Here is a 14,077-nt window from a genome sequence, read left to right as displayed (position 1 = left end):
CCGTAACGGAATTCCCATGGCCATCACCATCCGCAAACTCGATTCGACGAGCGAGGGCTTCGACGCCGCGCTGCGTGCGGTGCTCGCGTTCGAGGCGAGCGAGGACGAAGCGATCGAGCAGTCGGTCGCGAAGATTCTCGCCGACGTGAAGTCGCGCGGCGACGCCGCGGTGCTCGAGTACACGAACCGCTTCGACCGGCTGGACGCGAGCAGCGTCGCCGCGCTCGAGCTGCCGCAGGACGCGCTGCAGACGGCGCTCGACGGCCTCGCGCCGAAGTCGCGCGCGGCGCTGGAAGCCGCTGCCGCGCGCGTGCGTGCGTATCACGAGAAACAGAAGATCGAGTGCGGCACCCATAGCTGGCAGTACACGGAAAGCGACGGCACGGTGCTCGGCCAGAAGGTCACGCCGCTCGACCGCGTCGGCCTGTACGTGCCGGGCGGCAAGGCCGCGTATCCGTCGTCGGTGCTGATGAACGCGATTCCCGCGCGCGTCGCGGGCGTCGGCGAGATCGTGATGGTCGTGCCGACCCCGGACGGCGTGAAGAACGACCTCGTGCTCGCCGCGGCGCTGCTCGGCGGCGTCGATCGCGTGTTCACGATCGGCGGCGCGCAGGCGGTCGGCGCGCTCGCGTACGGCACGGCCACGGTGCCGCCGGTCGACAAGATCTGCGGGCCGGGCAATGCATACGTCGCGTCGGCGAAGCGCCGCGTGTTCGGCACGGTCGGCATCGACATGATCGCCGGCCCGTCGGAAATCCTCGTGCTGTGCGACGGCACGACCGATCCGAGCTGGGTCGCGATGGACCTGTTCTCGCAGGCCGAACACGACGAGCTCGCGCAGTCGATCCTGCTGTGCCCGGACGCCGCGTTCCTCGAGCGCGTCGAGAAGGCGATCGACGAGCTGTTGCCGACGATGCCGCGCCGGGACGTGATCCGCGCGTCGCTGGAAGGCCGCGGCGCGCTGATCAAGGTGCGCGATATGGCCGAAGCGTGCCGGATCGCGAATGACATCGCGCCGGAGCACCTCGAGATTTCCGCGCTGGAGCCGCAGCAATGGGGCCAGCAAATCCGCCACGCCGGCGCGATCTTCCTCGGCCGCTACACGAGCGAAAGCCTCGGCGACTACTGCGCGGGCCCGAACCACGTGCTGCCGACGTCGCGCACCGCGCGGTTCTCGTCGCCGCTCGGCGTGTACGACTTCATCAAGCGTTCGAGCCTGATCGAAGTCAGCGCCGAAGGTGCGCAGACGCTGGGCGAGATCGCCTCCGAGCTCGCATACGGCGAAGGGTTGCAGGCGCACGCGCGTAGCGCCGAGCTCCGGATGAAGGGGTGACGCGCGCCGGAGCCGATGCCGACGCAGCGGTTCCGGTCGACGAGGAGACCCAGCGCAGGGCGGCAGCCGCCGCCTTGCCGACCATTTGACGCCGGCGCGACGCACGCCGGCTTGAGACCATGACGACGCCACAAGACATCATCCGCCGCGACGTGCTCGCGATGACGAGCTACCCGGTGCCCGACGCGAGCGGCTTCGTGAAGCTCGACGCGATGGAGAACCCGTATTCGCTGCCGGCGCCGCTTGCGGCGGCGCTCGGCGAACGCCTCGCGCAGGTCGCGCTGAACCGCTACCCGGCGCCGCGCCCGGGCGCGCTGCTCGACAAGCTGCGCCGTGCGATGGGCGTGCCGGCCGCATGCGACGTGCTGCTCGGTAACGGCTCGGACGAAATCATCAGCATGATGTCGGTGGCGTGTGCGAAGCCGGGCGCGAAGGTGCTCGCACCGGTGCCGGGCTTCGTGATGTACGAGTTGTCGGCGAAGTTCGCGCAGCTCGAATTCGTCGGCGTGCCGCTCAAGGCCGACCTGACGCTCGACGCCGACGCGATGATCGCCGCGATCGCCGAGCATCGGCCCGCGCTCGTCTACCTCGCTTACCCGAACAACCCGACCGGCACGCTGTACGACGAAGCCGACGTCGAGCGGATCATCGCGGCCGCGCGGCACAGCCTGATCGTGATCGACGAGGCGTACCAGCCGTTCGCGGAGCGCTCGTGGCTGCCGCGCGCCGCCGAGTTCGACAACGTCGTCGTGATGCGCACGGTGTCGAAGCTCGGCCTCGCGGGGATCCGCCTTGGCTATCTCGCCGGCCTGCCGGCGTGGCTGACCGAGTTCGACAAGGTGCGCCCGCCGTACAACATCAACGTGCTGACCCAGGCGACCGCCGATTTCCTGCTCGACCACCTCGACGTGCTCGACGCGCAGGCGGCCGAATTGCGTGCGGAACGCACGCGCCTCGCGCAGGCCGTTGCCGCGCTGCCGGGTGCGACGGTGTTCCCGAGCGCCGGCAATTTCCTGCTGGTGCGCGTGCCGGACGCGGCCGCCGTGTTCGATGCGCTGCTCACGGAGCGGGTGCTGGTCAAAAACGTGAGTAAAATGCATCCGTTGCTGTCCGAATGCGTGCGGCTGACCGTCGGTTCTCCCGACGAAAACGCGCGCCTGCTGGCTGCTTTGAAACTCGCGCTGCCCGGTTGAGCCCAGGGCGCGGCGGCGCGCGACGATCAATCCCCATTTACATCAGACCCATTCAAGGAATTGCCATGCGTGTGGCGGAAGTCGTTCGCAATACCAGCGAAACGCAGATCCGTGTGAAGCTCGATCTCGACGGGACGGGCCGGCAGAAGCTGGCCACCGGCGTGCCGTTTCTCGACCATATGCTCGACCAGATCGCGCGACATGGTCTGATCGATCTCGAGGTCGAAGCGCATGGCGATACGCATATCGACGACCACCACACGGTCGAGGACGTCGGCATCACGCTTGGTCAGGCTGTCGCGAAGGCGATCGGCGACAAGAAGGGCATCCGCCGCTACGGCCATTCGTACGTGCCGCTCGACGAGGCGCTGTCGCGCGTCGTGATCGACTTCTCGGGCCGGCCGGGTCTCGAATTCCACGTGCCGTTCACGCGTGCGCGGATCGGCACCTTCGACGTCGACCTGTCCATCGAATTCTTCCGCGGGTTCGTGAACCACGCGGGCGTCACGCTGCACATCGACAACCTGCGCGGAATCAACGCGCACCACCAGCTCGAAACGGTGTTCAAGGCGTTCGGCCGGGCGCTGCGTGGGGCGGTGGAGCTCGACGAGCGTGCGGCGGGGCAGATTCCGTCGACGAAGGGCAGCCTCTAACTTCCGAACGGACAGGACGCCAACGACAACCTCACCGCTTCGGCGCGGCGCGCCGGCTTGCGATGGATCTGCTCAAATCGTTCATTTCGCTGCTGGCGCTGATCAACCCGATCGGCGCGGTGCCGTTCTTCCTGAGCCTGACGGCGCAGCAGTCGGACATCGAGCGGCGCCGCACGATCCGGATCGCGTCGGTGTCGGTGTTCTGCGTGATGACGGTGACGACGCTGCTCGGGCAGCAGATCATCGACTTCTTCGGCATTTCGGTCGGCTCCCTTGAAGTGGGCGGCGGGATCATCATGTTGCTGATGGCGATCAACATGCTGAACGCGCAGATCGGCAACACGCGATCGACGCCGGAGGAGCGCCACGAGGCAGAGCTGAAGGACAACATCGCGGTCGTGCCGCTGGCGATTCCGCTGCTCACGGGCCCCGGCTCGATCAGCACGGCGATCGTCTATGCGGCGAACTCGCGTCACTGGTATGAGCGAGCCGGGCTCGTCGCGATCGGCGCGGTCCTGGCTCTGCTGTGTTTCTTCGCGATGCGGCTTGCCGAGCCGATCGCGAACTGGATCGGCCGCACCGGCATCAACATCGCCACGCGGCTGATGGGTCTGATGCTGTCGGCGCTGGCGGTGGAATTCATCGTCAATGGACTGAGGGCGCTACTGCCTGCACTGAGATGAAAACTTCGATTGCGATTGTGGATTATGGGATGGGCAACCTGCGCTCGGTCGCGCAGGCGCTCAAGAAGGCCGAACCGGCCGCCGACGTGGCGATCGTCGATACGCCGGCCGCGATTCGCGCGGCCGACCGCGTCGTGCTGCCCGGCCAGGGCGCGATGCCCGACTGCATGCGCTGCCTCGGCGAATCGGGGCTGCAGGAGGCCGTGATCGAGGCGTCGCGCACGAAGCCGCTGCTCGGCGTGTGCGTCGGCGAGCAGATGCTGTTCGACTGGAGCGCGGAAGGCGACACGAAGGGCCTCGGCCTGTTGCCCGGCAAGGTCGTGCGTTTCGAGCTCGAAGGCCGCCTGCAGGACGACGGTTCGCGCTTCAAGGTGCCGCAGATGGGCTGGAACCGCGTGCACCAGTCGCAGCCGCACCCGCTGTGGGACGGCGTGCCCGACGACGCGTATTTCTACTTCGTGCACAGCTATTACGTGAGCCCGGAGAACCCGGCGCACACGGTCGGCGAAACGGCATACGGCGCGCCGTTTACGTCCGCGGTCGCGCGGGACAACCTCTTCGCGACCCAATTCCACCCCGAGAAAAGCGCGGAGGTCGGGTTGCGTCTGTATCGCAACTTCGTACACTGGAAGCCGTAAACGTGGTGTGCGAGCCACAGTCGACCGGGCCGAACGGCCCGTCGCGCGGGGCTTGCCCGCTTAAGCGCCGAAAGAGTTGTACTAAACTAGCGAGACGGCGCGGCACCGGTTTGGCCGGTACGCGCCGGATTCTTTTCATTTTCCACGACGACACCCGATTGCTATGTTGCTGATTCCGGCCATCGATCTCAAAGACGGTCAGTGTGTGCGCCTGAAACAGGGCGATATGGACCAGGCCACGATTTTCTCCGAGGACCCGGCGGCGATGGCCCGCAAGTGGGTCGATCTCGGCGCCCGGCGGCTCCATCTCGTCGACCTGAACGGCGCATTCGCCGGCAAGCCGAAGAATCTCGAGGCGATCGAAGCGATCCTCGACGAAGTCGGCGATGAAATCCCCGTACAGCTCGGCGGCGGCATTCGCAGCCTCGAGACGATCGAGAAGTATCTCGACGCCGGCCTGTCCTACGTGATCATCGGTACTGCCGCCGTGAAGAACCCCGGCTTCCTGCAGGACGCGTGCACCGCGTTCTCCGGCAACATCATCGTCGGGCTGGACGCGAAGGACGGCAAGGTCGCGACCGACGGCTGGAGCAAGCTGACCGGCCACGAAGTGATCGATCTCGCGCGCAAGTTCGAGGACTACGGCGTCGAGTCGATCGTCTACACGGACATCGGCCGCGACGGGATGCTGCAGGGCATCAACATCGAGGCGACCGTGAAGCTCGCGCAGGCGGTCGGCATTCCGGTGATCGCCAGCGGCGGCCTGTCGAACCTCACGGACATCGAGCACCTGTGCGAAGTGGAAGAGCATGGCGTCGAAGGCGTGATCTGCGGCCGTGCGATCTACTCCGGCGATCTCGATTTCGCGGCCGCGCAAAAGCGCGCGGACGAACTGAACGGCGAACTCGACAACGCGTAACCGCGGTTGTTCCGTTTGCCGGGGCTGCCCGCGGGCGGCTCCACCGGAGGCCTCGCGCGAGGCTTCCGTAACCGGCCGTCCCAGCGCGGCATTTGGCGCAACATCATGGCTCTAGCTAAACGCATCATCCCCTGCCTGGACGTGACTGCCGGGCGTGTCGTCAAGGGCGTCAATTTCGTCGAGCTGCGCGACGCCGGCGACCCCGTCGAAATCGCGCGCCGCTACGACGAACAAGGCGCCGACGAACTGACCTTCCTCGACATCACCGCGACCTCCGACCAGCGCGACCTGATCCTGCCGATCATCGAGGCCGTCGCGTCGCAGGTGTTCATTCCGCTGACCGTCGGCGGCGGCGTGCGCGCCGTCGAGGACGTGCGACGCCTGTTGAACGCCGGCGCGGACAAGGTCAGCATGAATTCGTCGGCGGTCGCGAACCCGCAGCTCGTGCGCGACGCGGCCGACAAGTACGGCTCGCAGTGCATCGTCGTCGCGATCGACGCGAAGCGCGTGTCGGCCGACGGCGAGGCGCCGCGCTGGGAAGTGTTCACGCACGGCGGCCGCAAGGGCACGGGCCTCGACGCGATCGAATGGGCGCGCAAGATGGCCGAGCTCGGCGCGGGCGAGATCCTGCTCACGAGCATGGATCGCGACGGCACGAAGTCCGGCTTCGACCTCGCACTCACGCGCGGCGTGTCGGACGCGGTGCCGGTGCCGGTGATTGCGTCGGGCGGTGTGGGCTCGCTGCAGGACCTCGCGGACGGCATCAAGGACGGCCGCGCCGATGCCGTGCTGGCCGCGAGCATCTTCCACTATGGCGAGCACACGGTCGGCGAGGCGAAGCGCTTCATGGCCGACCAGGGCATTCCGGTGAGGCTGTGATGAATACGGAAACGAAATCCCTGCCCGCGTGGCTCGACAAGGTCCGCTGGGACGACAACGGCCTCGTGCCGGTGATCGCGCAGGAAGCGTCGACGAACGACGTGCTGATGTTCGCGTGGATGAACCGCGAGGCCCTGGCGAAGACGATCGAGACGCAGCGCGCGGTCTACTATTCGCGTTCGCGCAAGCGCCTGTGGTTCAAGGGCGAGGAGTCGGGCCACGTGCAGCACGTGCACGAGGTGCGGCTCGACTGCGACGAGGACGTCGTGCTGCTGAAGGTCGAGCAGGTGTCGGGCATCGCATGCCACACCGGCCGGCATTCGTGCTTCTTCCAGAAATTCGAAGGCACCGTGGACAGCGGCGACTGGGTCGCGGTCGATCCGGTGCTGAAAGACCCCGAACACATCTACAAATGACGCAATCGACCGAAGACACGCTGCTGCGCCTCGCGGCCGTGATCGATAGCCGCAAGGGCGGCGACCCCGAACAATCGTACGTATCGCGCCTGTTTCACAAGGGCGACGACGCGGTGCTGAAGAAGATCGGCGAAGAGGCGACCGAAGTCGTGCTGGCCGCGAAGGACGTGCGCCAGGGCGGCGCGCCGACGGCGCTGGTCGGCGAGGTGGCCGACCTGTGGTTCCACTGCCTGGTGATGCTGTCGCATTTCGACCTGAGCCCGGCCGACGTGATCGCCGAACTCGAGCGTCGCGAAGGTCTGTCGGGCATCGAGGAAAAAGCGCTGCGCAAGCGTCGCGAGCGCGAGGAAAATGGCGGGTGACGACGCGCGGCCTGCCGCGCCGGCGACAGTGCGGTAAGCTGTAAGAATTGTCATCTAACGGGGGTAGCATCATGACCGATACGCCGAGCCAGTTTCCGACACCGTCGGTGCCGGGCGCAGCGGACGCCGAGCGGCTGGCAGGTCTGCGCACGCTGACGCATGTGCTGTACGGCCTCTACGCGATTCATTGGCTGACGGGCGGCGTCACCGGGATCATCGCGATCATCATCAACTACGTGAAGCGCGGCGACGTGGCCGGCACGCCGTACGCCGACCATTTCGAGTGGCAGATCCGCACGTTCTGGCGCGCGCTGATCGCTTACGTGATCGGCTTCGCGCTGATGTTCGTGGTGGTGGGATTCGTCGTCATGTTTGTCACATGGATCTGGACGCTGTACCGTATCATCAAAGGTTGGCTGTACCTGAACGACAACAAGACGCTCGATCCGCAGGCCTGGTTCTGACCGGCGCGCGGGCGTTTCGCAGGAGCAACATGAGTCACGATCCGAATTGCCTGTTCTGCAAGATCGCGGCGGGCGAGATCCCGAGCACGAAGGTGCACGAGGACGACGAATTCGTCGCGTTCCGCGACATCCGCCCGGCGGCCGAGACGCACGTGCTCGTGATTCCGCGCCGGCATGTGCCGACGCTGTCGGCGGCGAGCGAGGCCGATGCGCCGATGCTCGGCCGGCTGATGCTGCTGGTCGCCCGTCTGGCCGACCAGCTCGGCGTTGCGTACACGGGGGGCGAAACCGGTTTTCGTACGGTGATCAACACGGGCCCCGGCGGCGGGCAGGAGGTCTACCACCTGCACGCGCACATCCTGGCCGGCCCGCGCCCGTGGCTGCGGATGGGTTGACGTGGCGGGGCGTTTCCCCGCATCGATAGTCGAAGCCGGCGTGCCGCCGGCGATTTGCGCCGCGACGCGGCGTGGTTGAGGAGAGGTTTCATCATGGGTGGATTGAGCATTTGGCACTGGCTGATCGTGCTGCTGATCGTCGCGCTGGTTTTCGGTACGAAGAAGCTGCGCAACATCGGCAACGACCTCGGCAGCGCCGTGAAGGGTTTCAAGGACGGCATGAAGGAAGGCGAGACTCCGGCGGACACGCAGCAACTGCCGCGTTCGGGTTCGGTCGACGTCAACGCGAAGGAAACGACGCGTTCCGACTCGAACAAGGCGTAACGCCGGCACGCTGACAGGCATTCGCAATGCTGGATCTCGGTCTTTCGAAGATGGCGCTGATCGGCGTCGTCGCGCTCGTGGTGCTCGGCCCCGAGCGCCTGCCGCGCGTCGCGCGTACGGCCGGCGCATTGTTCGGCCGCGCGCAGCGGTACATCAACGACGTGAAGGCCGAGGTCTCGCGCGAAATCGAACTCGACGCGCTGCGGACGATGAAGACCGATTTCGAGTCGGCCGCGCGCAATGTCGAGACGACGATTCACGACAACCTGCGCGAGCACGAGAAGGAACTGAACGACACGTGGAACTCCGCGGTCGGCGGTCCTAACGAAGGCTCGGTCGATGCCGGCACGTACGGCTCCGACACGCCCGCGGCGCCGTCGTGGCGCGGCAGCATGGCCGCGCTCGCGCCGAAGCGTCGCAACTGGCGTGTGAAACAGGCGGCGACGCCTGTCTGGTACAAGCGCGCGACGACCCGCCGCACGCACGTGCAGTCGGGCGCCGCGCGTGTCGCGCGCCATCAGCCGGCCAGCCTGCGCCGGCCGACGCGCTTCTTCTGAGCCGAGCGCATGCTCGCTCGTCAATCCTACCGAGGGCCGGTGTGAGCGACCCCCAGCAGAATCCGGGCGACGCCCCGGAAGAAACCTTCATTTCCCATCTCGTCGAGCTTCGCGATCGCATCATCCGCGCGGGGCTGGCCGTGATCGTCGTGTTCCTCGGGCTCGTGTACTGGGCGCCCGACATTTTCCGGCTGCTCGCGCGGCCGCTGATGGAGAACCTGCCGAAGGGCGGCAGGATGATCGTGACCGACGTCACCGGCTCGTTCTTCGTGCCGATGAAAGTCACGATGCTCGTCGCGCTCGTGATCGCGCTGCCGATCGTGCTGTACCAGATCTGGGCGTTCGTCGCGCCGGGGCTGTATCAGCACGAGAAGAAGCTCGTCGTGCCGCTCGTCGGCAGCAGCTACGTCCTGTTCCTGTGCGGGATGGCGTTCGCATACTTCCTCGTGTTCCCGACGATCTTCCGTGTGATGGCGCACTACAACGCGCCGCTCGGCGCGGAGATGTCGACCGACATCGACAACTACCTGAGCTTCGTGCTCGGGATGTTCATCGCGTTCGGGGTCACGTTCGAGGTGCCGATCGTCGTCGTGCTGCTCGTCCGGATGGGCGTGCTGTCGCTGAAGAAGCTGAAGGAGATGCGGCCGTACGTGATCGTCGGCGCGTTCGTCGTCGCGGCGGTCGTCACGCCGCCGGACGTGTTCTCGCAGCTGATGCTCGCGCTGCCGCTCGTCGTGCTGTTCGAAATCGGGCTGCTGGCCGCGCGATTCTTCGTGCCGAAGCCGACGGAAGAACCCGAGGCCGAGAACGGCGCCGCGAGTTGATGAAACGCGGCGCGCGACGGCCGGCATGAGGGGCGCCGTCGACGCGGCACTTCGACGACGTTGAATCCGGGCGGGCGATCGGGCGGTGCAGGTGGCGGGTGAACGCAGCGCCGTCACCGTGACGAAGGATCTTCGAAGCAAAACAAAAGGGCAGCCGATCAGGCTGCCCTTTTGCATTTCCATCTTTGGCCGGCGGGCGGCGCCGATAAGCCGCCCGCCGGATGTCACTCGCTGTCGCTGTCCTGTTCGTCGAGCGTCTGCTTCGGCGGCGGCGGGCGCTTGCCGATCACCACGCTCACGTCGAACTCCTTGCCCTTGCGCACGACGTGCACCTTGGTCGGCGTGCCCGGCTTGATCTGCGCGACGGTGTTCAGCAACTTCGTCGTGTCGGTGATGTCCTCGCCGTTCACGCTCACGAGGATGTCGCCCGGCTTGATGCCCGCCTTGTCGGCCGGACCGCCCTGCAGCACGCCCGCGACGATCGCGCCCGACTTCTGCTGGAGCCCGAACGACTCGGCGATTTCCGGCGTGACGTCCTGCGGCTCGACGCCGATCCAGCCGCGCGTGACCGAGCCCGTCGTGATGATGCTTTCGAGCACGGTGCGCGCGGTCGACACGGGGATCGCGAAGCCGATGCCGAGCGAGCCGCCCGAGCGCGAGTAGATCGCCGTGTTGATGCCGAGCAGGTTGCCGTTCACGTCGACCAGCGCGCCGCCCGAGTTGCCGGGGTTGATCGGCGCGTCGGTCTGGATGAAGTTTTCGAACGTGTTGATGCCGAGATGGTTGCGGCCGAGCGCGCTGATGATCCCCATCGTGACCGTCTGGCCGACGCCGAACGGGTTGCCGATCGCGAGCACGACGTCGCCGACCCGCGACTGGTCGGAACGGCCGAGCGTGATCGTCGGCAGGTTCGTCATGTTGATCTTCAGCACGGCGAGATCGGTTTCGGGGTCGCTGCCGATCACCTTCGCGGTGGCCGTGCGGCCGTCGGCGAGCGCGACTTCGATCTGGTCGGCGCCGTCCACGACGTGCTGGTTCGTTAGAATGTAACCTTCAGGGCTCACGATAACGCCGGAGCCGAGGTTGGCCGCAGGTTCGTCCTGCTGCTTGCGGGCGTTGCGGTCGCCGAAGAAATAGCGGAACAGCGGATCCTTCGCGCGCGGATCGGGCGGCAGCGAGCCATCCTTGCTGGAGAAGACGTTGACGACCGCGGGCATCGCCTTTTGCGCGGCCTCCGCGTATGACGTGGTCGCCGGTGCACCGCCGATGCCCGGCGCGACTTCCCGCAGCGCGACGATCGGCGTGGCGAGCTGCTTGCCGAGCTGTCCTTGCCGTTGCAGCCATTGCGGCTTGAGCGTCACGACGATGAACATCAGCGCCAGCAGCACGGTGACCGCCTGCGCGAAGAACAGCCAGAAGCGTCTAAGCATCTGAATGGATTAGAGGTTTATATGGATCGGATCGAACTTGAATTGTACTTGAACAATACCCTTGAAATCGCGCGCTTCAAGGACTATTGCCCGAATGGCCTCCAGGTCGAGGGGCGCCGCAAGATCGAGAAGATCGCCACCGGCGTGACGGCGTCGCTCGCGTTCCTCGAAGCGGCGCTCGAATGGGGGGCGGATGCGGTGCTCGTCCATCACGGCTATTTCTGGCGCAACGAGGCGCCGCAGATCACGGGCCGGAAGTACCGGCGCCTGAAGCTGCTGCTCGCGAACGACCTGAACCTGTTCGCGTTCCACCTGCCGCTCGACGCGCATCCCGAGTTCGGCAACAACGCCCAGCTCGGTGAGAAGCTCGGGCTGATCGGCGAACAGCGTTTCGGCGACGGCGACCTCGGCTGGATGGCCACGCTGCCGATGCCCGTCACGCTCGAGCACTTCGTCGCGAAGGTCGAGCGCACGCTCGGCCGCACGCCGCTCGTGCTCGGCGATCCGGAGATGCAGCTGCGCCGCGTCGCGTGGTGCACCGGCGCCGCGCAGAGCTATTTCGATGCCGCAATCGACGCGGGCGCCGACGTGTTCCTGACCGGCGAAGTGTCGGAACCCGTCACGCACGCGTCGGCCGAGAGCGGCGTCGCGTTCGTTGCGGCAGGGCACCATGCGACCGAACGCTACGGAATCCAGGCGCTTGGCGCCCACTTGTCCGAAGAATTCGATATCGAACACCTTTTTATCGATATTCATAATCCGGTCTGAGCGACGGATTTGCGGCGGCGCATCGAAATTTCACAATGTAGCATCCGCTTAAAAGTGAAATGATTTAATCGCTCCGATAGTGGGGGGAAACCCTTAACTATCAACCACTTCGAAGGGATTTTCATCTCCGGGCCTTGTAAATGGCGACTCCATTCGCGCAAACTAGCGGCGGAATGAAAAGTCGTGACGGAAAATCCAACTCAGAAGTGGGGCGTGTGATGCGAGACAAGGAAGAGAAACGCGTCGACAGCGGCCGCCGTACCTGGCTGATTGCGACATCCGTAGCAGGTGGCGTGGGAGGCGTAGCCACCGTCATACCTTTCGCGGCGTCGCTTGCGCCGTCCGCGAAAGCGAAAGCGGCCGGAGCCCCGGTCGAGGTCGACATCAGCGGCCTGAAGCCCGGCGAGATGGTCACCGTGCCGTGGCGCGGCAAGCCGGTCTGGATCCTGAACCGCACCGACGACATGCTCGTCGACGTCGTCAAGGCCGACAAGGAAGTGGCCGATCCGACCACGAAATCCCCGTATTCGATGCCGTTGCCCGCGTATTGCGCGAACGAATATCGCTCGCGGGCCGATCGCAAGAACATTCTCGTCGTGATGGCCGTGTGTACGCACCTCGGCTGCACGCCCAGCCAACGCTTCACGCCGGGGCCGCAGCCGAACCTGCCGGACGACTGGCCGGGCGGTTTCCTGTGCCCGTGCCACGGTTCGACCTATGACCTCGCCGGCCGCGTGTTCAAGAACAAGCCGGCGCCTCAGAATCTCGACATCCCGCCCTACATGTTCACGTCGGCGACGACCCTCGTGATCGGCAAGGACGAGAAAGGAGAAGCGTGATGGCCGACAACAAGGAAGTCTCCACGACAGGTCTCACCGGCTGGATCGACCAGCGCTTCCCGCTCACGTCCACCTGGAAGAAGCACGTTTCCGAGTACTACGCGCCGAAGAACTTCAACTTCTGGTACTTCTTCGGCTCCCTCGCGCTGCTCGTGCTCGTCAACCAGATCGTCACGGGCATCTTCCTGACGATGAACTACAAGCCCGACTCGACGCTCGCGTTCGCGTCCGTCGAGTACATCATGCGCGAGGTGCCGTGGGGCTGGCTGATCCGCTACATGCACTCGACCGGTGCATCGATGTTCTTCGTCGTCGTGTACCTGCACATGTTCCGCGGGCTGATGTACGGGTCGTACCGCAAGCCGCGCGAGCTCGTGTGGATCTTCGGTTGTGCGATCTTCCTGTGCCTGATGGCCGAGGCGTTCTTCGGCTACCTGCTGCCGTGGGGCCAGATGTCGTTCTGGGGCGCGCAGGTGATCGTGAACCTGTTCTCGGCGATCCCGTTCGTCGGCCCGGACCTGTCGTTGTGGATCCGCGGCGACTACGTCGTGTCCGACGTCACGCTGAACCGCTTCTTCGCGTTCCACGTGATCGCGATTCCGCTCGTGCTGGTCGGCCTCGTGATCGCGCACCTCGTCGCGCTGCACGAAGTGGGGTCGAATAACCCGGACGGCATCGAGATCAAGGCGAAGAAGGACGCGAACGGCATTCCGCTCGACGGCATCCCGTTCCATCCGTACTACTCGGTGCACGATTTCTTCGGTGTCTGCGTGTTCCTGATGGTGTTCGCGCTGATCGTATTCTTCTCGCCGGAGATGGGCGGGTACTTCCTCGAGTCGAACAACTTCGTCCCGGCGAACCCGCTGCAGACGCCGCCGGAGATCGCGCCGGTCTGGTACTTCACTGCGTTCTACGCGATGCTGCGCGCGACCACTGACCCGTTCAAGATCGTGCTGATGATCGTGATCGCGCTGCTCGGCGTGCTCGCGCTGATTCGCGCGCGCGGCAAGTGGAAGGTCGGCCTGCCGGTCTTGGCCGCGGCGATCGTAGTGTTCATGTTCCTGACGGAATCGAAGTTCTGGGGCGTCGTCGTGATGGGTTCCGCGGTGATCACGCTGTTCTTCCTGCCGTGGCTCGACCGTAGCCCGGTGAAGTCGATCCGCTACCGGCCGCTATTCCACAAAGTGTTCCTCGGGATCTTCGTCGCGGCGTTCCTGACCCTCGCATTCCTCGGCACACGGCCGCCATCGCCGACCGCGACGCTGATCGCGCAGGGCTGCGCGCTGATCTACTTTGCGTTCTTCCTCGGCATGCCCGTCTGGACATCGCTTGGCACGTTCAAGCAGCCGCCGGAACGGGTGCGCTTCAAGCCCCATTAACGTGAGCGAGGAGAGAACGAC

Annotated in this window: 18 protein-coding genes; 17 read left to right on the top strand and 1 reads right to left on the bottom strand. The window is 65.7% G+C overall.

The window, feature by feature from the left end:
- Nucleotides 1-16: 16 nt before the first annotated feature.
- The 14 genes from hisD to tatC all read left to right on the top strand — a co-directional run bounded on the left by hisD (nt 17) and on the right by tatC (nt 9,640).
- On the top strand, nt 17-1,333 hold the full coding sequence (gene hisD / locus WS75_RS30745; RefSeq protein WP_059686482.1) for a histidinol dehydrogenase: 1,317 nt from the start codon (nt 17-19) through the stop codon (nt 1,331-1,333).
- Nucleotides 1,334-1,452: 119 nt separating this feature from the next.
- Nucleotides 1,453-2,526, top strand: coding sequence for a histidinol-phosphate transaminase (gene hisC, locus WS75_RS30740; protein WP_059686481.1), 1,074 nt, complete (start codon nt 1,453-1,455; stop codon nt 2,524-2,526).
- 65 nt (nt 2,527-2,591) lie between these two features.
- Nucleotides 2,592-3,179, top strand: a complete 588-nt coding sequence (gene hisB, locus WS75_RS30735; protein ID WP_059599816.1) for an imidazoleglycerol-phosphate dehydratase HisB — start codon at nt 2,592-2,594, stop codon at nt 3,177-3,179.
- Nucleotides 3,180-3,241: 62 nt separating this feature from the next.
- A complete protein-coding gene (locus WS75_RS30730) occupies nt 3,242-3,862 on the top strand; it encodes a MarC family protein (protein WP_059686479.1) in 621 nt (206 codons plus the stop codon).
- The gene (gene hisH, locus WS75_RS30725; RefSeq protein WP_059686477.1) at nt 3,859-4,500 is read left to right on the top strand and encodes an imidazole glycerol phosphate synthase subunit HisH; all 642 of its coding nucleotides are present in this window, start codon (nt 3,859-3,861) and stop codon (nt 4,498-4,500) included. The genes WS75_RS30730 and hisH overlap by 4 nt, the downstream gene beginning before the upstream one ends.
- Nucleotides 4,501-4,663: 163 nt before the next feature.
- Nucleotides 4,664-5,419, top strand: a complete 756-nt coding sequence (gene hisA / locus WS75_RS30720; protein ID WP_059686475.1) for a 1-(5-phosphoribosyl)-5-[(5-phosphoribosylamino)methylideneamino]imidazole-4-carboxamide isomerase — start codon at nt 4,664-4,666, stop codon at nt 5,417-5,419.
- Nucleotides 5,420-5,524: 105 nt separating this feature from the next.
- Nucleotides 5,525-6,298 carry an imidazole glycerol phosphate synthase subunit HisF gene (gene hisF, locus WS75_RS30715; protein WP_059599819.1) on the top strand — a complete coding sequence of 258 codons (774 nt, stop codon included), beginning with the start codon at nt 5,525-5,527 and terminating at the stop codon, nt 6,296-6,298.
- Entirely contained in the window at nt 6,298-6,714 is a 417-nt protein-coding gene (gene hisI, locus WS75_RS30710; protein ID WP_044845954.1) for a phosphoribosyl-AMP cyclohydrolase, read from the top strand. The genes hisF and hisI overlap by 1 nt, the downstream gene beginning before the upstream one ends.
- Nucleotides 6,711-7,076 (top strand): phosphoribosyl-ATP diphosphatase, encoded by a 366-nt coding sequence (locus WS75_RS30705; protein WP_044845953.1) that lies wholly within the window; start codon nt 6,711-6,713, stop codon nt 7,074-7,076. Before hisI ends, WS75_RS30705 begins: the two co-directional genes overlap by 4 nt.
- Before the next feature lie 71 nt (nt 7,077-7,147).
- Entirely contained in the window at nt 7,148-7,540 is a 393-nt protein-coding gene (locus tag WS75_RS30700) for a DUF4870 family protein (RefSeq protein WP_059686473.1), read from the top strand.
- Between the two features lie 29 nt (nt 7,541-7,569).
- Nucleotides 7,570-7,935, top strand: a complete 366-nt coding sequence (locus WS75_RS30695; RefSeq protein ID WP_044845951.1) for a histidine triad nucleotide-binding protein — start codon at nt 7,570-7,572, stop codon at nt 7,933-7,935.
- A gap of 93 nt (nt 7,936-8,028) precedes the next feature.
- Entirely contained in the window at nt 8,029-8,259 is a 231-nt protein-coding gene (gene tatA, locus WS75_RS30690) for a Sec-independent protein translocase subunit TatA (RefSeq protein WP_059599821.1), read from the top strand.
- 26 nt (nt 8,260-8,285) lie between these two features.
- Nucleotides 8,286-8,816: a Sec-independent protein translocase protein TatB gene (tatB, locus tag WS75_RS30685; RefSeq protein WP_059686471.1), complete on the top strand. Its 531-nt coding sequence runs from the start codon at nt 8,286-8,288 to the stop codon at nt 8,814-8,816.
- Between the two features lie 41 nt (nt 8,817-8,857).
- A complete protein-coding gene (gene tatC / locus WS75_RS30680; RefSeq protein WP_059599823.1) occupies nt 8,858-9,640 on the top strand; it encodes a twin-arginine translocase subunit TatC in 783 nt (260 codons plus the stop codon).
- 224 nt (nt 9,641-9,864) lie between these two features.
- Here the strand turns inward: tatC and WS75_RS30675 are convergent, their stop codons facing one another.
- Nucleotides 9,865-11,070, bottom strand: coding sequence for a Do family serine endopeptidase (locus WS75_RS30675; RefSeq protein ID WP_059686469.1), 1,206 nt, complete (start codon nt 11,068-11,070; stop codon nt 9,865-9,867).
- Nucleotides 11,071-11,091: 21 nt separating this feature from the next.
- Between WS75_RS30675 and WS75_RS30670 the strand changes: the two genes are divergently transcribed.
- The 3 genes from WS75_RS30670 to WS75_RS30660 all read left to right on the top strand — a co-directional run bounded on the left by WS75_RS30670 (nt 11,092) and on the right by WS75_RS30660 (nt 14,056).
- A complete protein-coding gene (locus WS75_RS30670; protein WP_059686467.1) occupies nt 11,092-11,838 on the top strand; it encodes a Nif3-like dinuclear metal center hexameric protein in 747 nt (248 codons plus the stop codon).
- 218 nt (nt 11,839-12,056) lie between these two features.
- On the top strand, nt 12,057-12,677 hold the full coding sequence (gene petA / locus WS75_RS30665; protein ID WP_059686465.1) for a ubiquinol-cytochrome c reductase iron-sulfur subunit: 621 nt from the start codon (nt 12,057-12,059) through the stop codon (nt 12,675-12,677).
- The gene (locus tag WS75_RS30660; RefSeq protein ID WP_156429927.1) at nt 12,674-14,056 is read left to right on the top strand and encodes a cytochrome b; all 1,383 of its coding nucleotides are present in this window, start codon (nt 12,674-12,676) and stop codon (nt 14,054-14,056) included. Before petA ends, WS75_RS30660 begins: the two co-directional genes overlap by 4 nt.
- Nucleotides 14,057-14,077: the final 21 nt, after the last annotated feature.

The sequence above is a fragment of the Burkholderia sp. FL-7-2-10-S1-D7 genome, from assembly GCF_001524185.1.
Classification (GTDB): Bacteria; Pseudomonadota; Gammaproteobacteria; order Burkholderiales; family Burkholderiaceae; genus Burkholderia; species Burkholderia diffusa.
The sequence above is the reverse complement of the archived record's forward strand: the minus strand, read 5'-3'. Positions and strand labels throughout refer to the sequence as shown.